This is a genomic window from Pseudomonas sp. B14(2022) (assembly GCF_012030485.1).
Lineage (GTDB): Bacteria > Pseudomonadota > Gammaproteobacteria > Pseudomonadales > Pseudomonadaceae > Aquipseudomonas.
In genome coordinates this window covers 1-18,468 of sequence record NZ_JAAUVM010000030.1, presented here as the reverse complement: position 1 = coordinate 18,468, position 18,468 = coordinate 1, and the positions used below count along the sequence as shown (strand labels likewise).

General features: G+C 61.8%; 15 protein-coding genes. 4 read left to right on the top strand and 11 right to left on the bottom strand.

Annotated elements, in window-relative coordinates; genetic code table 11:
- Positions 1-8: 8 nt before the first annotated feature.
- From HCF10_RS28350 to HCF10_RS28340, 3 genes are all read right to left on the bottom strand, one after another.
- Positions 9-2,462: a TonB-dependent receptor gene (locus tag HCF10_RS28350; RefSeq protein WP_131699904.1), complete on the bottom strand. Its 2,454-nt coding sequence runs from the start codon at positions 2,460-2,462 to the stop codon at positions 9-11.
- 88 nt (positions 2,463-2,550) lie between these two features.
- Positions 2,551-3,504, bottom strand: a complete 954-nt coding sequence (locus HCF10_RS28345) for a FecR domain-containing protein (RefSeq protein WP_131699903.1) — start codon at positions 3,502-3,504, stop codon at positions 2,551-2,553.
- Entirely contained in the window at positions 3,501-3,998 is a 498-nt protein-coding gene (locus tag HCF10_RS28340) for a sigma-70 family RNA polymerase sigma factor (protein ID WP_131699902.1), read from the bottom strand. The genes HCF10_RS28345 and HCF10_RS28340 overlap by 4 nt, the downstream gene beginning before the upstream one ends.
- A 134-nt stretch (positions 3,999-4,132) precedes the next feature.
- Between HCF10_RS28340 and HCF10_RS28335 the strand changes: the two genes are divergently transcribed.
- On the top strand, positions 4,133-5,287 hold the full coding sequence (locus tag HCF10_RS28335) for a DUF1624 domain-containing protein (protein ID WP_167656857.1): 1,155 nt from the start codon (positions 4,133-4,135) through the stop codon (positions 5,285-5,287).
- Positions 5,288-5,358: 71 nt separating this feature from the next.
- Here HCF10_RS28335 and metE read toward each other — a convergent pair whose 3' ends face one another.
- On the bottom strand, positions 5,359-7,647 hold the full coding sequence (gene metE, locus HCF10_RS28330) for a 5-methyltetrahydropteroyltriglutamate--homocysteine S-methyltransferase (protein ID WP_167656856.1): 2,289 nt from the start codon (positions 7,645-7,647) through the stop codon (positions 5,359-5,361).
- 342 nt (positions 7,648-7,989) lie between these two features.
- Between metE and HCF10_RS28325 the strand changes: the two genes are divergently transcribed.
- Positions 7,990-8,493 carry a GNAT family N-acetyltransferase gene (locus HCF10_RS28325; RefSeq protein WP_167656855.1) on the top strand — a complete coding sequence of 168 codons (504 nt, stop codon included), beginning with the start codon at positions 7,990-7,992 and terminating at the stop codon, positions 8,491-8,493.
- Positions 8,494-8,575: 82 nt separating this feature from the next.
- On the opposite strand, the gene HCF10_RS28320 is transcribed toward HCF10_RS28325, so the two are convergent.
- The 7 genes from HCF10_RS28320 to HCF10_RS28290 form a co-directional block, all read right to left on the bottom strand.
- The gene (locus HCF10_RS28320; protein WP_167656854.1) at positions 8,576-9,895 is read right to left on the bottom strand and encodes an OprD family porin; all 1,320 of its coding nucleotides are present in this window, start codon (positions 9,893-9,895) and stop codon (positions 8,576-8,578) included.
- Between the two features lie 150 nt (positions 9,896-10,045).
- The gene (locus HCF10_RS28315) at positions 10,046-10,879 is read right to left on the bottom strand and encodes a metallophosphoesterase (RefSeq protein ID WP_167656853.1); all 834 of its coding nucleotides are present in this window, start codon (positions 10,877-10,879) and stop codon (positions 10,046-10,048) included.
- 10 nt (positions 10,880-10,889) lie between these two features.
- Entirely contained in the window at positions 10,890-11,921 is a 1,032-nt protein-coding gene (locus HCF10_RS28310; protein ID WP_131699897.1) for an ABC transporter ATP-binding protein, read from the bottom strand.
- Complete coding sequence (locus HCF10_RS28305; RefSeq protein ID WP_167656852.1) at positions 11,918-12,712, bottom strand: ABC transporter permease; 795 nt, start codon at positions 12,710-12,712, stop codon at positions 11,918-11,920. The genes HCF10_RS28310 and HCF10_RS28305 overlap by 4 nt, the downstream gene beginning before the upstream one ends.
- Positions 12,709-13,527: an ABC transporter permease gene (locus HCF10_RS28300; RefSeq protein ID WP_131699896.1), complete on the bottom strand. Its 819-nt coding sequence runs from the start codon at positions 13,525-13,527 to the stop codon at positions 12,709-12,711. The genes HCF10_RS28305 and HCF10_RS28300 overlap by 4 nt, the downstream gene beginning before the upstream one ends.
- Positions 13,528-14,532, bottom strand: a complete 1,005-nt coding sequence (locus HCF10_RS28295; protein WP_131699895.1) for an ABC transporter substrate-binding protein — start codon at positions 14,530-14,532, stop codon at positions 13,528-13,530.
- Entirely contained in the window at positions 14,516-15,535 is a 1,020-nt protein-coding gene (locus HCF10_RS28290) for a LacI family DNA-binding transcriptional regulator (protein ID WP_167656851.1), read from the bottom strand. The genes HCF10_RS28295 and HCF10_RS28290 overlap by 17 nt, the downstream gene beginning before the upstream one ends.
- Before the next feature lie 355 nt (positions 15,536-15,890).
- Here HCF10_RS28290 and HCF10_RS28285 point away from each other — a divergent pair, with 355 nt between their 5' ends.
- Both HCF10_RS28285 and HCF10_RS28280 read left to right on the top strand, forming a co-directional pair.
- Entirely contained in the window at positions 15,891-16,988 is a 1,098-nt protein-coding gene (locus HCF10_RS28285; RefSeq protein WP_131699893.1) for a carboxynorspermidine decarboxylase, read from the top strand.
- A gap of 28 nt (positions 16,989-17,016) precedes the next feature.
- On the top strand, positions 17,017-18,261 hold the full coding sequence (locus HCF10_RS28280; RefSeq protein ID WP_032889518.1) for a saccharopine dehydrogenase family protein: 1,245 nt from the start codon (positions 17,017-17,019) through the stop codon (positions 18,259-18,261).
- The last annotated feature ends 207 nt before the right edge of the window (positions 18,262-18,468 follow it).

The following is an 18,468-nucleotide window of genomic DNA, read 5'->3' as shown; positions in this document are numbered from 1 at the left end:
TTTACCGCTTAGAAGTCCACCGTCGCCGACAGCTTCACCGTACGCGGCTCGCCCTGGGTCAGGTAGTTATTGGCCGTCGACGCCGACGCCCAGTACGCTTTGTTCGCCACGTTTTCGACATTGGCGCGCAAAGTGATGTACTTGTCATCAGCCTTGAAGCCGTAGCGGGCGCCGAGATCGACGCGGGTCCAGGCAGGGATGTTCAGGGTGTTGGTGGCGTTGACGTATTCCCCCCCGGTACGCAGCATCCGCGCGTTGACGGCGGCGCCCTGGAGGCCCGGGATGTCCCAGTCGGCCCCCAGGTTATACTGGAAACGCGGCACGCCGGCGGCACGGTTGCCGTCGCTAAGACCGTTGGAGGTGTTCTGCAATTCGGTGTGCATCCACGTGGCGCCGGCCAACAGACGCAGGCCGTCGAGGGGTTCGCCGAACACGTTGAGTTCGACGCCTTTGTTGATTTGCTCGCCGTCGACATTGAACGTCCGCGTACCGTTGGGAAACTGCGGCGTCACACTACCGGGGTTATTGTTGGTCGCGCTGTTGGGCTGTTCGATGCGGTATACGCCGAGGGTCGCACCGTAGTTTTCCCAATCGAGCTTGACCCCGGCTTCTGTCTGTTTACTGCGACTGGGTGGAAATACGTCGCCGCTGTTGGTGATGTCGACAGCCGTCGGCACCGTGGGTCCCTGGGCCAGCCCCTCAATCCGATTGGCATAGAACGACACGTGCTCCCAAGGCTTGACCACAAGCCCATACACCGGCGTGGTAATGGACTCGCCATAGTTTGCGGTGCGCGCACCGCTCGTGGTGTTCCAGCCATCCACTTCGATGGTCTGGCGACGTACGCCAACGGTCAACAACACGCGATCATCAATGAAACCCAGCGTGTCCGAAACGGCGGCACTCTTGATGCGATTCTTACCGACGATGCGCGGGTCGTGGATATCGCTGCCAAAGTAAGTCACGGTCGGGCGTGGTACCTGGGTCGGGTTGTACAGGTTGCCCGGCCGACGGGTGCCCTGCTGGATCGCCTCAAATGCTGAACGCTGCTCACCCCAAATACCGGACAAACCGAAGTTGACCTGATGGGTCACCGGCCCCGTGTTGAAATGCCCGTTCAGGCCGGCCATGGCGCTCTTGTTGTCTTCATCATGGGGCGAGTACAAAAAGCCTACGCGACCGCTGCCATCGTTGCCCACATACAACGACGAATACTGACCATTCTCGCGTGTGTGCTTGGCACCGCCACCGACATAGACCGTCCAGGTTTCATTCAGGTCGTACTCGGCATTGAACATGCCGTAGGTGTCCTCCAGCTCCGACCAACTCCAGTCCTGCGCATAGTTATTCTTGGCCGACGGCGCCTTGGGTACCTGGGTGCCGTTGGGGTAGACCACGGAACGGCCGTTGTTGATGCGCTCTTTCTGATAGCCGAAGTCAGTGGACAGGCGCAGGCGATCGCCACGGTAATCCAGGGCCACGGCCACCAGTTGCGAGCTTTTGAATTCATCATCGATGGCTGTGTCGCCGCCATGCCTGGCCAGGTTGACCCGCGCGCCGAAGCGGTTGTCCTCGCCAAAGCGTTGGCCCAGATCAAGGTGACCACCGGACTGCCCGTCGGTGGTGGTGTCGAGGGTGACGCTGCGGGTGGCGATGTCTTCGGCACGCTTGGGCACCAGGTTGACGCTGCCGCCAATGCCGCTGCCAGCGGGCGATACACCATTGACGAAGGCATTGGGGCCTTTGAACAACTCGACGCGCTCCAGCGCCTCGGTGGTGATGATTTGCCGGGGCAGCACGCCGTACAGGCCGTTGAAGGCAATGTCATCGGTGTTTAAGGGCAGGCCACGGATGGTGAACACCTGGGAGAAGTTGCCGAAGCCGGATGACTGGCGCACCGAGGCGTCGTTGAGCAGCACATCCCCGACGGTGCGTGCCTGCTGGTCGGCGATGGTCTTGGCGGTGTAGCTGACCACGCTGAACGGCACATCACTGATCGAGCGATTGCCCAACACGCCGAGCCGTGCCGAACGCGCCACCTGCCCGCCGCCGTAAGTATCCGCCTGCGCCCCGCCTTCACCGCTGATGGTGGTGGCGCCCAGCTCCAGCGCGTCGCCAGTGGCCTGTGGCACGACGGTGTAGCCATTGCTGCCGGCGCTTTGCAGCGTATAGCCGCTCCCTTGCAGCAACTGCATAAAGCCCGATTGTGCGGTGTAGCTGCCCTGCAAACCTGTGCTCCGCTGATCATTGAGCAACGTGGCGTCAAACGACAACGGCACGCCCGACAGCGCCGCAAACTGCGCCAATACATTACCCAATGGCCCAGGCGCGATCTGGTAGCTGCGCGCCGCGCTGGTCGCCGCCTCGTCAGCCATGGCGCTGTGCAGCGGCGCAATGGCCGCCAGCGCGACAGCCAGGGTCAATGCCTTCAAAGGGCGGATGGGGTGTGGTGTGAAGGTCATGGGCATTCCTGTCGGCACGGTGCAAAGTTGAGGGTTCTCCCCTACACCGGGCGACAACGAAAAAGGTATCAGCGAACGGGTAAAAATTTCAGCGTGGCTCAATCGTTACCCAGTAGCCGGTCAAGCTGCTGATGGTTACCGGCAGGGTTTCCTGCAAAAGACGCAGGCTGGCATCGGTGTCACGCAACGGGAACGCGCCGGACACGCTCAGCCCGGCCACACTGGCGTCGCAGCGCAACACGCCATGCCGGTAGCGGCCCAACTCCTCAAGCAAATCCGCCAGGCGCATCTGCTGCGCCAGCAACATGCCGTTCTCCCAGCTCAGCGCGCCAACATCCAGCGGCGCCAGCGCCGCCACGCTGTCGCTGCCGAACGCGCTCTGCTCGCCGGCCTTGAGAATCAGCCCACGGCTGGCATGCTGCGGCAGCATTTCCACCGCCCCGTCGACCACCGCCACGCGGCTGCTCTGCTCACCGACCCGCACACTGAAATGCGTGCCCAGTGCGCGGGCGGTGCCGTGGCGGGTCTGCACGATAAACGGACGATGAGTCGGCGCAGGGTCCTGGGCCGTGGTGATCATGACTTCGCCTTGCAACAACTCGATACGCCGCACGTTGTCGGTGTAGGCGATATTCAGCGAGCTGGCGGTGTTGATCAGCAGCCGCGTGCCATCCGGTAGCGTAAGGTTGCGTTGTTCGCCGATGGCGGTGTGCTGGTCGGCGGTCCATGCCTGCCAGGGCTTGTGCTGCAAGGCCAGCCAGCTTGCCGGCCCCGCCAGCAGCAACAGCCCGAGGGCCTGGCGCCGGCCGAAGGATCTCTTACGGCCAATGCGCTTGAGGGTGTCGCCGGCAATCGCGCCGGGCACACTGTTGAAATCGCCGAGGATCGCCTCCGCCCGTTGCCAGGCCTGGGCGTGCTGGGCACTGCGGCACTGCCATTGGGCGATGGCACGGCGATCCTCGTCGGTGGCGCTGCCAGATTGCAGTTGCACCATCCAGTCGGCGGCTTCACCGAGGATCAGCGGGTCGATCGACGGGTTCATGCCACGCTCAGGCATGCGAGGAACGCATCGCGCATGTAGCGCTTGACCGAGGCCAGCGACACCTTCAATTCGTCAGCGACCTGCTGGTAGGTGAGACCGTCGATCTGCGACATCAGGAAGGCCTGGCGGGTTTTCTCGGGCAGATCGCGCAACATGGCTTCGATGCGGTACAGCGCTTCGAGGATCAACCAGCGGGTTTCCGGCGACGGTACTTGCTGCTCGGGCAGGTGGGCGATGGTCTCGAGGTAGGCCCGTTCGACTTCCTGGCGCCGCCAGCTGTCGATCATCAGTCCCTTGGCGATATGGGTGAGCAAAGCGCGCGGCTCGCTGCCAAAACCCACGCTGCCCTGACGAGTCAGCAGGCGCATGAAGGTGTCGTGGGCCAGGTCGGCCGCGTCGCTGGCATTGCCCAGCTTGCGGTCAAGCCAGCGATACAACCATCCGTGGTGTTCGCAGTACAGGTCCTTGATAGGCAGATTGAGGGGGGACGACATGCAAGTCACCGGCGCCGAGGCCAAGGAGTAATTAAGAATTGATCGCATTCTAGTCTGGACAACGAAGCACGGCAACGCGCAAATTAATGTTATAGGATAACGCCAACTTTCCGCCCTGCCCTGTGATCCTGCCCATGACCGATGCCGTTCCCCTGCGCCAACGCCTGCTCTCCATCGACGCCCTTCGCGGCCTGGTGATCCTGTTCATGCTACTCGACCACGTGCGCGAAACCTTCCTGCTGCATCGGCAAGTCAGCGACCCGATGAGCATCGACAGCACCGAGCCCGCACTGTTCATAAGCCGCACCCTCGCCCACCTGTGCGCGCCGGTGTTTGTGTTGCTCACAGGCTTATCCGCGTTTTTATACGGCCAGAAATACCAGGGCCGGCGCGATGTGTCGGCGTTCCTGTTCAAGCGCGGGCTTTTCCTGGTAGTGCTGGAATTCACCCTGGTCAACTTCGCCTGGACCTTCCAACTGCCGCCCAGCGTGATCTACCTCCAGGTGATCTGGGCGATTGGCATTAGCATGCTCGCCCTCGCCGCCCTGGTGTGGTTGCCGCGCCTGCTGTTGATCGGGCTGGCGCTGGTGATCATCGGCGGGCACAACCTGCTGGATGGGTTGCACTTCGATCCAGGCTCGGCGCTGCATATTCCGTGGACGATCCTGCATGAACGCAGTTGGATTGACGTGTCCGACACCCTGCGCCTGCGCACGACCTACCCGGTACTGCCGTGGATCGGCGTGATTGCCCTGGGTTACGGCCTGGGACCGTGGTTTGCCAATGCCACGCGGCCTGCCGTGCGCCAGCGCTATTTGCTGGTCGGCGGTGTGAGTGCGTTGGTGGGGTTTGTGCTGTTGCGTGCGCTCAATGGCTACGGCGAGAAGCCCTGGCAGGCGTATGACAGCGGCGTGCAGACGCTGATGAGCTTTTTCAACGTCACCAAGTACCCGCCTTCGCTGCTGTTCCTGGCGCTGACCCTGGGGATTGGGCTGTTGCTGTTGCTGGCGTTTGAACGCGTGGGGCATCGACGCTGGATCGGCGTATTGGCGGTGTTTGGTGCGGCGCCGATGTTCTTTTATCTGCTGCATCTTTATGTGCTGAAAGTGCTGTATGTCGCGTGTGTTGCGCTGTTTGGCCTGAACCATGGCAACTACTTTGGCTTCGAGAATATCAGTGCGGTGTGGCTGGTGGCGTTGGTGTTGCCCCTGGCGCTCTACCCGCCGGTGCGCTGGTTCGCCGGGCTCAAAGCGCGGCGGCGCGATATTACCTGGCTCAAATACCTCTGATCTGACATGGACTAAATATGGGAGGGGCGGTGCGACGATACGACTTGCCCCCTCCCACATTTTTTACGATATCAAGCCAACTCAGCGCGTAGCTGGCGAGCTGCAGTGACCATGTGAATCAACGCCGCCTCCGTCTCCGGCCACCCCCGCGTCTTCAACCCGCAATCCGGGTTCACCCACAAGCGCTCGGCGGGAATCCGCTGGGCGGCCTTGCGCAGCAGGTTGGCCATTTCCGAGGCATCCGGCACCCGTGGCGAGTGGATGTCGTAGACGCCCGGGCCGATGTCGTTGGGGTAGGCGAAGGCTTCGAACGCGTCCAGCAACTCCATGTCCGAGCGCGAGGTCTCGATGGTGATCACGTCGGCATCCATGGCGGCGATGGACTCGATCACATCGTTGAACTCGCTGTAGCACATGTGCGTGTGGATCTGGGTTTCATCGCGCACGCCCGAGGCGCACAGGCGGAACACTTCGGTGGCCCAGTCCAGGTACCCTTGCCACTGCGCCTGGCGCAACGGCAGGCCTTCGCGGAACGCGGCTTCGTCGATTTGTACGATCTGGATGCCGGCGGCTTCCAGGTCGACCACTTCGTCGCGAATCGCCAGGGCCAGTTGGCGGGCCTGCACTTCGCGGCTCACGTCTTCACGCGGGAACGACCACATCAGCATGGTCACAGGGCCGGTCAGCATGCCCTTCATCACCTTGCGGGTCAGGCCCTGGGCGTAGCGGATCCACTCCACCGTCATCGCCTTCGGGCGGCTCAGGTCGCCGAAGATCACCGCCGGCTTCACGCAACGCGAACCGTAGCTCTGCACCCAGCCAAAGCGGGTGAACACGTAGCCGTCCAACTGCTCGGCGAAGTACTCGACCATGTCGTTGCGCTCGGCTTCACCGTGCACCAGCACGTCCAGGCCGAGGTTTTCCTGCACCTCGACGGCGTGACGAATCTCGCTGTGCATGGCTTCGACGTATTCGGCCTGGCTCAACTTGCCTTGCTTGTAGGACTGGCGCGCCAAGCGGATTGAGGCGGTCTGCGGGAACGAACCGATGGTGGTGGTCGGGAACAGCGGCAGCTTCAGGCCCGCACGTTGTTTCTCGATGCGCTGGGTAAACGGCGACTGGCGCTGGCTGTCCTTGCGGGTAATCGCCGCCACACGCGCTTGTACCGCAGGCTTGTGGATACGCGCAGAGGCAGCGCGGGCCGCCTGCACGGCGCGGCTTTCAGCCAGGGCGGCGAGGACGTTGGGCGCTTCGGGCTGGTTAACCGCTTGCGCCAGCACCGCCACTTCAGCGCATTTTTGCACGGCGAACGCCAGCCAGCTTTTCAGCTCGGCATCCAACTGGTCTTCACGGCCCAGGTCCACCGGGCTGTGCAGCAAGGAGCAGGACGGCGCCACCCACAGGCGATCGCCCAATTTCTCATGGGCGTGCTGCAAAGTGGCCAGGGCGTTTTCGAGGTCGCAACGCCACACGTTACGGCCGTTGACCACGCCCAGGGACAGCACCTTGTACGCCGGCAGGCGGTCAAGGATGGTCGGGTACTGCTCCGGCGCACGCACCAGGTCGATGTGCAGGCCATCCACCGGCAGGTTTGCGGCCAGGCCCAGGTTCTCTTCCAGGCCACCGAAGTAGGTCGCCACCAGCTTTTTCAGTGGGTCGCGCTGGATCAGGTTGTAGGCACGCTCAAAGGCGTTTTTCCAGTCCTGCGGCAGGTCGAGGACGAGGATCGGCTCGTCGATCTGCACCCATTCCACGCCCAGCTCGGCCAGGCGTTGGAAGATCTGGCCGTACAACGGCAGCAGGCGCTCAAGCAGGTCGAGCTTGTCGAAGTCAGCGCCCTTGGCCTTGCCCAGCCACAGGTAGGTCAGCGGGCCGATCACCACCGGCTTGACGGTGTGACCCAGGTCGAGGGCTTCCTGCACCTCTTCGAATAATTGCTCCCAACCCAGGTGGAATTGCTGGTCGGCACTGAATTCAGGCACCAGGTAGTGGTAGTTGGTATCGAACCACTTGGTCATTTCCTGGGCATGGGCACCGCCGCAGCAGCTGTCGCTGACGCCACGGGCCATGCCGAACAGGGTGTCGAGGGTGGCATGGCCATCGGTCGGACGAAAACGTTCGGGAATCACGCCGAACATCAGCGAGTGGGTCAGCACCTGGTCGTACCAGGCGAAATCACCGGCAGGCAGCAGCTCAATGCCCGCCTGCTTTTGCAGATCCCAGTGGGCCTTGCGCAGTTCACGGCCGACCGCACGCAGACCGGCTTCGTCAAGCTCGCCCTTCCAGAACGCTTCCTGCGCTTTTTTCAGTTCACGATCGCGTCCAATGCGCGGAAATCCGAGGGAATGAGCGACTGCCATGACTTACAACTCCAGTGTCGATAGATATGGCAGCCATTGTCGACATACACCCATAGTGAGACAAACTCATTTTATTCCTGACGATCACAAGTTCTACTCATGTTGTGAGCAATGAATAGATCAACCCATTGCTGTTCGCACCCATCTACTGCGCTTACCATGCGCTTAAACAAATCTTCAAATGAGTACCCTTGATCAAAACCAGCCTCGCCACAGCTACAGTGCCAGCCACGCTACTTCGGATAGGTCCCGACAGGGATGTCATTACCCAAGGCAGTTGCCTCTGCAACGCAATCAGCTATGAGATCGCAACAACGCTCAAGGCCTACACAAAGAGTCCCTATGAAGCCCTCCAGCGAAGACCTTTCGATACGTAGACTGGAAGAACTCCCAGACGAGATCCACACGTTGGAAGCGCAGGCCATTGCCGAAGGGTTCAGGTTCCTGACGCGTCTGATCACAGAGTGGGTAGCAGGCGCCAATCGGTTCGAACAACCGGGCGAGTACCTTTTGGGCGTGTTTTGCCAGAAGCAACTGATTGCAGTCGGCGGCGTTTCCCGTGATCCCTACGCCGGCTCAACAATGGGCCGACTGCGCCGGGTATACGTTACTCCCGAAATGCGAGGGCGAAACGTGGGTAAGGCTCTGGTGCAAGCATTGCTGGATTGCGCCGCAGTGAAATTCCAAGATGTGCGTTTATCTACCGATACACCCGAAGCCGCAGCATTTTATCTGCGCTGCGGTTTTCATCAGATCAGCGATGACACCGCGACGCACGCACTATCACTGAGCGCCCACTCGGCCCCCTGTAGGAGCGAGCTTGCTCGCGAAGGTCGTCAACGATAACGTGCGAATTCTGGAGGCACGCGGAGCCTTGACGTTTTTCGCGAGCAAGCTCGCTCCTACAGAGGTGAGGGGCTCAGCGGTACTACATCAACGGAATCGAATAACTCACAAACACCCGATTCTGGTCCTGGTCCCGCGCCACTTCACTGCGTGACACGCCGTTACGCCAGCCGAACCCGACGTTCTTGAATGTGCCGCTCTGCACCACGTAATCCAACGAGATGTCCCGCTCCCACTCGCTGGCATCGTTGCCGCTGGTGGTGAGGATGTGCTCGCCCTTGAGGTACATCACCGAGGCCTTAAGGCCCGGTACACCCAGCGACGCGAAGTCGTAGGCGTACTGGGCAAAGGCGGTGCGTTCGCCGGCCTGGATGAAGGTCTGCACGGTACGGTCGGTGTAGAGGTACAGGCTGGCACCGCCCTCCCCTTTGTTCACCAGGCCGCCCTGGTTGAGTTGGGCGAAGTTGCTGTCGTCCGAGACTTGCTGGTAGCCGGCGGTGATCGCGTGCGGGCCGAGGGAGTAGATGAACGCAGCGCTCCAGGTGTTGTTGTCGATTTCACCGTTGCCGTTCTTGGTATAGCCGCCCAGCTTGTAGCCCTCGGCACGGCCGGCAGCACTGCTGTTTTTGCCGTCGGAGCTGGTCTTGAAGTAGCGCAGGTCGGTTTTCAATGAGCCGTATTCGCCCAGCGGCAATACATGTATCAGCCCGGCGAAGTGTTGCTGGTAATAGTCTTCGAGGTTGGCGTAGTAGTACTGGACCATCAGGTCCTTGGTCAGTTGGTAGTCCGCACCGGCGTAGGTGAATTTATTGCTTTCCTGGGTACCGCCCGCCGCTGCCAGGCCACTGCGGTCGCTGGAGCCGCGACCGGTGGTGTGCTCAAGCTGGCCGCCGACCAGGGTCAGGTTGTCGATGTCCTTGCTGGTGACTTGCCCGCCTTCGAACGACTGCGGCAACAGGCGGCCGTCGTTGCTCACCAGGATCGGCAGGTTCGGGCGCAGGTAGCCGTAGCGCGCTTCGGTCTTGGCAAAGCGCGCCTTGGCGGTGGCACCGCCACGGGCCCAGTTGTCCGTGGCCTTGCCGTCTTCGGTGGGGATCATCGAGCTGCCGACATGGCGCGCGGCGCTGCTGTCGAGGGTCACGCCGAGCATACCGATGGCGTCCAGGCCAAAGCCGACGGTGCCGTCGGTGAAGCCCGACTGGTAGTTGAGGATAAAGGCCTGGCCCCACTCTTCGGTCTTCGACGGTGCCGCCGTGCCGTCGCGGTTGTCGTTATTGAAGTAGAAGTTACGCATGCTCAAGTTGGCTTTGCTGTCGCTCAAAAAGTCAGCAGACGCCAAGGGGCTCAGGGCAATGCCCAGGCTGCCGGTCAATACACTTAATACATTCAACGTGGCTTTCATCAGGACGAACTCCGGCGCGGAATCCAAGTTCCGGGCGCAAAAAATGGGCAGCAGGATGCCGTCGGCCAAACGTGACGTTGGCCGGGGCGTTAACGGTTGTTCAATTGCTTAGTTGTTAGCTAGTTGAGTGAAGTGAAACCTCCGTAAACCTCAGTCAATCAATCCATGAGCGTCATAAAACGGATACGGTCCAGGGTAATCCCCGAACACACCGTTGTGGCTGATCAAGCCGTGTTGCGCATCCCAGCGATGCAACAAATACCCCGCCGGTTCCAGGTTGAAATGCGCGGGCGCGGCGTCTTGCAGGTCCAGCACAATCTGATGGGAGGTGCCGGGGCACACGCAACTCAAGCTGCCGCCAAAGCCTCGCTGCATCGGCCGGTGCAGGTGCCCGCACAGCAGGCGTTCCACTTGCGGGTGGCGCGCCACGACGCGCTCCAGTGCGGCGGCGTTGATAAAGGGTTCGCGGTCCATATGGCCGATGCCGCTGATAAACGGCGGATGGTGCAGGATCAGCAACGTGGGCGCGTCCGGCCGTCGTGCCAGTTGCGCGTCCAACCAGTGCAATTGGCTGTCCAGTAGCTGGCCGCCGTGCCCACCCGGGATAGTCGAGTCCAGGCCGATCAAGCGCAGCGGATGCTCGTCCACCACCCAGTCCAACGGCCCCTCTGCCGACGACGGCAAATAGGCGTGATCACGGAATGCCTCGAGCAACGGACCGCGTGTGTCGTGGTTGCCCGGCACCAGGTAGCACGGCATGTGCAGGCGCGCGAGTTCGGGGTGCAGCACGGCGTATTCATCGGCGCGACCGAAGTCCACCAAGTCACCGCTGACCACCACGATATCGGGCCGGGGTTGGCTGGCGTTCAAATGGTCGACGGCACGGCGCAGCGCGCCCAAGGTATCGACCACCCCATACGTCAGGCGCTGGCCGGCTTTAAGGTGCAGGTCGCTGATTTGCGCAACAAGAAACGGACGATTCACAAGCAAACTCTCACGCATTCAGGGTGAACAACATGTGCGGCGCAATCGCCAGGGCAATCGGCGCGCCGACGGCGTACAGGTGGTTGTCGCTGCTGTCCACCAGCAGCGGTTGCGGGCCGCCCACGTCCACCAGCAGGCGGCTTTGGGCGCCCTGGAAAAACTGCGCCAATAGATGGCCGTGCAAGTGCCCTTCGCTCTCCATCACCCGCAGGTGTTCGGGGCGGCAGTACACGGTGTTGGGCACGTCGGCGGCCTGCCACGGCAACTCGCCGCCGCAGACTTTCAGGCCATGGGCGGTTCGCGAGCTGACGGCAAAGGCATTGAGGTTGCCGACAAAACCGGCGACGAACGCATTGGCCGGTTTCTGGTAGATCTCCCGTGGGCTGGCCAGTTGCGCGACGCGGCCGTGTTCCATCACCAGGATGCGATCGCCCAGGGCCATGGCTTCGCCCTGATCGTGGGTGACAAATACCGAGGTGATACCGAGGCCGCGCAGCAGTTCATTCAATTCGCTGCGCAAGCGCTCGCGCAATTGCGCATCGAGGGCCGCCAGCGGTTCATCCAGCAACAGCACTTTGGGGCGCGGCGCCAAGGCACGGGCCAAGGCCACGCGTTGACGCTGGCCACCGGACAATTCGTGGATGCTGCGCTTGCCGTGATTTTGCAGGCCCACCAGCTCCAGCAGTTCCTCGCAACGCTTGTTCCGCGCCAGCGGCGCCATGCCGCGAATCTTCAAGCCGTAGACGATATTGCCGGCCACATCGAGGTTGGGAAACAGCGCGTAGTTCTGGAACACCATGCCCACGTCGCGGCGCTCGATGGGCAGGCGGGTGACGTCGTCGGTGCCGAAAAAAACCTGGCCCACATCCGGGCGTTCCAGGCCGGCAATCAGGCGCAAGGTGGTGGTCTTGCCGCAGCCGGACGGGCCGAGGATCGCCAGGGTTTCACCGCCTTCGACGGTCAGGTTCAGGTCATGCACAGCCACGGTGCCATCGGCGAACGCCTTGCGACAGCCTTGCAGGCGGATAGTGATAGCGGTCATCGACGCTCTCCACGGGACAAACGAGCGCTGATGGCCTGCAACGCAATCAGCAGCGGCACGATCATCAGCAAAAAGATAAGGGTGTAGGCGCTGGCGATTTCCAGGCGCGCCGAGGCGTAGCTGTCGGCCAGGCCCACGGGCAATGTCTTGGTCATGGGTGTGTGGAGCATCCAGGTCAGGTTGAATTCGCCCAACGACAAGGTCACCACCATCAGCACGCCGGCCAGAATCCCCGCCCGGCAGTTGGGCACCACCACGCTGAAAAAGCGCTTGATCGGCCCGGCGCCCAGACTGGCCGCCGCCTCTTCCAGCACCGGCAGTTGCTGGCGTTGCATCACCGCCATCACCGGACGTACCAGGAACGGCAAGGTGAACAACACATGGCCCACCAGGATGAACAACCAGCTGCTGCGAAACGTGCCGAACTGGCCGTAGGTGAGCAGCAACGCCAGCGCACTGGCCAGTCCCGGCATCGCCACCGGCAACACCATCAGTTCTTCGAAGGCACGGCTGAAGCGGTTGTTCATGCGCACCAGCGCATACGCCGCCGGCACGCCGATCACGCAGACACACACCGCGCACGCCAGCGCCAGTTGCAACGACAGCCATACGGTGGGCGAATAGGCCTGCCATACCTGGATCAGCCAGTCGAAGGTCAGGCCGCTGGACAGGCCGACGAAGAAATTGCGCGTCAACCCGGCCAGCAACGACATCAGCACCGGCACCAACATGAACGCGCACACCAGCAAGGTGAACAGCAGTTGAACCACAAACAGCGATGAGCGCTTCACAAGACAGTCCCCGCATTTTTCACCAGGCGTCGCGTGAGCAACAGCACCGCCCAGGTCAGCGCGCCGAGCACCACCGACAACGCGGCGGCGACGGCAAAGTTGGCGTAGTTGGTGAATACATTGTAGATCGCCACCGGCGTTACATTCAGGCGCGTGCCCAAGGTGAACGCGGTGCCGAAGGCGCCCATGGACGTGGCGAAGCAGATCGCGCCGCAGGACGCCAACGCCGGCGCCAGGCCCGGCACGATCACGTCGCAGACCACCCGCCAGTGCCCTGCTCCCAGCGAATGCGCGGCCTCTTCCAGGCTGCGGTCGAGGCTTTCGCACGCGGCCATCACCGTGAGGATCACCCGGGGAATCGAGAAGTACAGGTAGCCGACAAACAGCCCGGCCAGCGAGTAGGCAAAGATCCAGCGCTCACCGGCCAACTGCAGGCCCAGTGACGCCAGCAGCCCCTGGCGCCCGGCCAACAGGATCACCAGGAAGCCCACCACCACCCCCGGAAACGCCAGGGGAAACGTGAGCAAGGCCACCAACGCCGAACGCCCGAAAAACTGCTGGCGCGCAAGGAACACGCCGCTGATGCCGCCGATCAACAACGCGGTGAACGTCACGACGATGGCCAGCACGCAGGTCTGCGCCAGGCTGCCCAGATACTGCGCGCTACTGAGCACCTGCCAATAGCCGCTGCCGTGGCTGTCGCGGCTTTCGGCGCCGAGCACCATCAAGTGCGCCAGCGGCAACAGCCAGAATGCGAACAGCACCGCAAAGGCCGGGGCCAGCGCCCAGGCCGCCTGTTTTGCCGATGCAGCCACTTACTTGACCTCGTTCAGGTAACGGGCGGCGAAGGCTTCCTGCACAGCGGCCATTTTCTGATAGTCCACCACACCGGCGCGGGCGTAATCGCTGTCGGGCAGGAACTGCGCGGCAACGTCGGCCGGCATGGTCACCGGGCGTACCGGGCGCAAGTAAGCCTTGGCCCAGAGTGCCTGGCCTTGGTCCGACAGCACGAAGTCCAGCACCTTCTCGCCATTGGCGCGGTGCGGCGCGTTGGCCACCAGGCTCATCACATAAGGCACGCTGATGCTGCCTTCCTTGGGAATCACGAAGGCGACGTTGGCGTTGTCTTTGTAGCGGGCGCGGTAGGCGTTGAAATCGTAGTCCACCAGGATCGGCAACTCGCCGGACAGCACCCGCGCATAAGCGGTCTGCTTGGGCACGATAGGCGCGTTTTTCGCCAGTTTCTGGAAGTAGTCGATGGCCGGGGCGAAGTTGTCCAGGTCGCCGCCCATTGCGCGGTTGATCGCCACGGCAGAGACGTAACCGACGAAGGCGCTGGACGGGTCCAGGTAGCCGACCATGCCTTTGTATTCAGGCTTGAGCAGGTCGGCCCAGCTTTGCGGCACCGGCAGGCCACCCAATGCATCGACGTTGACCATGATGCCCAAGGTGCCCGAGTGGATCGCAAACCACTGGCCGGCGGGGTCTTTCAACCCGGCGGGGATCTGCTCCCAACCCTTGGGTTTGTAGCCATCGACCACGCCGGCCTTTTGCGCCTGCAAGCCGAAGGTCACGCCGTAATACACCACGTCCGCGACCGGCGCGGCCTTTTCGGCCACCAGTTGCGCCAGGGACTGGCCGGAGTTCTTGTTGTCCAGCGGCACTTGCACACCCGTGTCGGCAGCGATGGCCTTGAGCTGGGTGCCCCAGTCGGCCCAGTCCGGCGGGCAGTTGTAGCAAATAGCCGTGTCGGCGGCCTGGGCCAGGCTGGCCACACCGCACAGCAGCACAGCTGCCAGGGTTTTACTGAATGCGCGCATCAAGGGACTCCTCAAACGGTTGGGTACTTTCGCCCGGCCGGATATGGCAAGGCAGGCAATGGGAAACCGGGTCATTCCCGGCAATCTGTGCCAGCAGTTGGTCGATCACCGTGCTGGCCAGCAGCGCGATGGGCTGCACCACGCTGCACAAGGTCGGGTGCATCTGGGTGCCGAGGGCGATGCCGTCAAAGCCCATCACCGACAGTTGCCCGGGTACATTCCAGGCATTGCGGCGCAGCTCGGCGATCAGGCTGATAGCCAGGAAATCGTTGGAACACACCAGCGCACTGGGGGCGTCGGGGCCGTTGAGGTACGGCTGGATGGCGGCGAAGTCGGCCTGGGTATGCGCGGGCATTTCGATCACCGCGCGGCTGTTGAGGCCGTATGCCTTCATCGCATCGCAGTAACCGGCATAGCGCAGGCGTGCGCGGTCGGACTGCAAGGCGGGGCCGGCGACCATGCTGATGCGTCGATGACCGGCCTCCAGCAGGTAACGCGTGGCCAAGGCCATGCCCGCGCGGTTGTCCACCGACACGGCGCTGTAGTTGGGGTTGCTTGGTTGGTGATAGGCCAGCACGAACGGGGTTTTTTCGGTATTCAGGCTGCTGAGCACGCTGTTGCTTTCGGCATCGGTGACCGTCAGCACCAGGCCATCGACGCGCTGGCGCAGCAGTTCTTCCACCACAATGCACTCGCGCTCGCTGCTGTAGTCGGTGGTCGCCAGCACCAGGCTGTAGCCACGCAACCGCGCGGCACGCTCCATGGCCTGGAACTGCTCGGCGAACACCGGGTTGAGCAGGTTGGGCACTACCACGCCGATCAACTGGGTGGTTTGCAGGCGCAGTTGGCGGCCGAGCAGGTTGGGCCTAAACCCCAACTCACGGGCGGCGGCGAACACCTGCTCACGGGTCGCCGGGCGCACCTGGTCGGGGGAGGCAAAAGTGCGGGCGGCGGTCGCGCGGGATACGCCGGCCAGTCGCGCGACGTCTTTCAAATCAGTCATGGTCACTCGCTTGAGATCGATCTCATTGGCGAGGACAGTAACGGCGGAATGTGGCAGGAAGGTGGTGGGGAGATGACGGTTTGATGGCAGTGAAGCAAAGTGACATAGGCCAAGATGTGGGAGGGGGCTTGCTCCCGATAGCGGTGGATCAGCCCGCCAATAGGGTGCCCGACACCCCGCTATCGGGAGCAAGCCCCCTCCCACACCGGGACAGTGCATATCCTTAGATAGTCATACTCCGGGGCTATGCTTGAAAAACCGGCGTGCAAAATCCGCCGGCTAACCTTTCGATTCGATCCAAGTGCGGGCACAATGCGTGTCCTTTTTTGGCAGGCACCACCGCAGGCTCTCAAAAATGATCAAAACGCCGTACTACCTCATCGATAAACAGAAGCTTCTGGTCAACATGCAGAAGATTGCTTACGTGCGCGAGCAGTCCGGCGCCAAGGCCCTGCTGGCGCTCAAGTGCTTTGCCACCTGGTCGGTGTTCGACCTGATGCAGGAATACATGGACGGCACTACCTCGTCGTCGCTGTATGAGTTGAAGCTCGGTCGCCAGAAGTTCGAAGGTGAGGCGCACGCCTACAGCGTGGCCTGGGCCGACGATGAAATCGAAGAGATGCTCGATAACTGCGACAAGATCATCTTCAACTCCATCAGCCAGCTGCAGCGTTTTGCCGAACGCAGCGAAGGCAAGACCCGCGGCCTGCGCGTCAACCCGCAGGTGAGCAGCTCCGACTACCTGCTGGCCGACCCGGCGCGTCCGTTCAGCCGCCTGGGCGAATGGGACCCGGTGAAGATTGAAGGCGTGATCGAACAGATCTCCGGCTTCATGTTCCACAACAACTGCGAGAACGGCGACTTCAACCTGTTCGACCAGATGCTGAACACCATCGAAGAACGCTTCGGCGCGCTGCTGCACAAGGTCAACTGGGTCAGCCTCGGCGGTGGCATCCACTTCACCGGTGAAGGCTATGCCATTGACGCCTTCTGCCAGCGTCTCAAGGCGTTCTCGCAGAAGTACGACGTGCAGGTCTACCTGGAACCCGGCGAAGCGGCGATCACCAACAGCGCCTCCCTGGAAGTCACCGTGCTCGACACCCTCTACAACGGCAAACACCTCGCCGTCGTGGACAGCTCCATCGAAGCCCACCTGCTGGACCTGCTGATCTACCGCCTCAACGCCAAGCTGGCGCCGAGCGACGGTGAACACACCTACATGGTGTGCGGCAAATCCTGCCTGGCCGGGGACATCTTCGGCGAGTATCAATTTGATCGTCCGCTGGCCATCGGCGATCGGCTGTCGTTCATCGACACCGCGGGCTACACCATGGTCAAGAAAAATTGGTTCAACGGCCTGAAAATGCCGTCCATCGTAGTGAAACAACTCGACGGTACAGTCGAAGTGGTTCGTGAATTTGGTTACGACGACTACCTGTCCAGCCTTTCGTAAGCTGGCGGATATAGGAGAAATAAAGCAATTGAAAAAGAACGTTCTTATCATTGGTGCAGGAGGTGTCGCCAAGGTGGTGGCCCACAAGTGCGCGCAGCACAACGACGAACTCGGTCGTATTGCTATCGCGTCGCGCAACATCTCCAAATGCCAGGCCATCATCGACAGCGTCAAGGCCAAGGGTAGCCTCAAGGTTCCCGCCGACATCCAAGCCTTCGCGCTGAACGCCCTGGACGTGGAAGCGACCAAGGCCCTGATCCGCGAGACTGAATCGCAGATCGTCATCAACGTGGGTTCCGCGTTCCTCAACATGTCGGTACTGCGTGCCTGCATCGACACGGGCGTTGCGTACCTCGACACCGCCATCCACGAAGAGCCGGGCAAGGTCTGCGAGACCCCGCCGTGGTACGGCAACTACGAATGGAACCACCTGGAAGAGTGCAAACAGAAGAACATCACCGCCATCCTTGGCGTGGGCTTCGACCCGGGTGTCGTCAACGCGTATGCCGCGCTGGCGCAGCAACAGCATTTCGACCGCATTGATTCGATCGACATCCTCGACGTCAATGCCGGCTCCCATGGCAAATACTTCGCCACCAATTTCGATCCGGAAATCAACTTCCGCGAATTCACCGGGCAGGTGTGGAGCTGGCAGAACAGCCAGTGGACCAGCAACACCATGTTCGAAGTCAAACGCACCGACGACCTGCCGGTCGTGGGTTCGCAGAACCTCTACCTCACCGGCCACGATGAAGTGCACTCGCTGTCGAAAAACCTCGACGTGCCCAACGTGCGTTTCTGGATGAGCTTCGGCGAACACTACATCAACGTGTTCACCGTGCTGAAAAACCTCGGCCTGCTCTCCGAGAAGCCGGTCACCACCGCCGAAGGCCTGGAAGTGGTGCCGTTGAAAGTCGTCAAGGCCGTGCTGCCCGACCCGTCTTCGCTCGCCCCGGGCTACACCGGCAAGACCTGCATCGGCGACCTGGTCAAAGGCACCAAGGACGGCCAGCCGCGCGAGATGTTCATCTACAACGTAGCGGATCACGAAGAAGCCTACGTAGAAACCGACAGCCAGGGCATCTCCTACACCGCAGGTGTTCCACCGGTAGCCGCAGCGCTGCTGGTCGCCCGGGGCGAGTGGGATGTGAAACACATGGCCAACGTCGAGGAACTGCCGGCTGAGCCGTTCCTCAAGGCGCTGGACGTGATGGGCTTGCCGACTCGGATCAAGGACGAGCACGGTGATCGAGCCTGGGATGCAATTGCCTGATAGGCGATAGCTGACCGAACAAAAAAATGCGCCCCGCGGGGCGCATTTTTATGGGCGGCAACTCCCTCCTGTAGGAGCGAGCTTGAACTGGCCTAATGATTTTGGACACTTCAATCGGGCGCTATGATAGCGCCCAAATCTGAGGTGTTTGGATATGCGTAAATCTTATTCGAGTGAGTTCAAGCTCAAGGCTGCCAGCATGGTGTT

Bases quoted from the DNA above. Each gene is read 5' to 3' on its own strand.
- HCF10_RS28350 (WP_131699904.1), bottom strand. From the start codon at position 2,462: ATGACCTTCACACCACACCCCATCCGCCCTTTGAAGGCATTGACCCTG.
- HCF10_RS28345 (WP_131699903.1), bottom strand. From the start codon at position 3,504: ATGAACCCGTCGATCGACCCGCTGATCCTCGGTGAAGCCGCCGACTGG.
- HCF10_RS28340 (WP_131699902.1), bottom strand. From the start codon at position 3,998: ATGTCGTCCCCCCTCAATCTGCCTATCAAGGACCTGTACTGCGAACAC.
- HCF10_RS28335 (WP_167656857.1), top strand. From the start codon at position 4,133: ATGACCGATGCCGTTCCCCTGCGCCAACGCCTGCTCTCCATCGACGCC.
- metE (WP_167656856.1), bottom strand. From the start codon at position 7,647: ATGGCAGTCGCTCATTCCCTCGGATTTCCGCGCATTGGACGCGATCGT.
- HCF10_RS28325 (WP_167656855.1), top strand. From the start codon at position 7,990: ATGAAGCCCTCCAGCGAAGACCTTTCGATACGTAGACTGGAAGAACTC.
- HCF10_RS28320 (WP_167656854.1), bottom strand. From the start codon at position 9,895: ATGAAAGCCACGTTGAATGTATTAAGTGTATTGACCGGCAGCCTGGGC.
- HCF10_RS28310 (WP_131699897.1), bottom strand. From the start codon at position 11,921: ATGACCGCTATCACTATCCGCCTGCAAGGCTGTCGCAAGGCGTTCGCC.
- HCF10_RS28295 (WP_131699895.1), bottom strand. From the start codon at position 14,532: ATGCGCGCATTCAGTAAAACCCTGGCAGCTGTGCTGCTGTGCGGTGTG.
- HCF10_RS28290 (WP_167656851.1), bottom strand. From the start codon at position 15,535: ATGACTGATTTGAAAGACGTCGCGCGACTGGCCGGCGTATCCCGCGCG.
- HCF10_RS28285 (WP_131699893.1), top strand. From the start codon at position 15,891: ATGATCAAAACGCCGTACTACCTCATCGATAAACAGAAGCTTCTGGTC.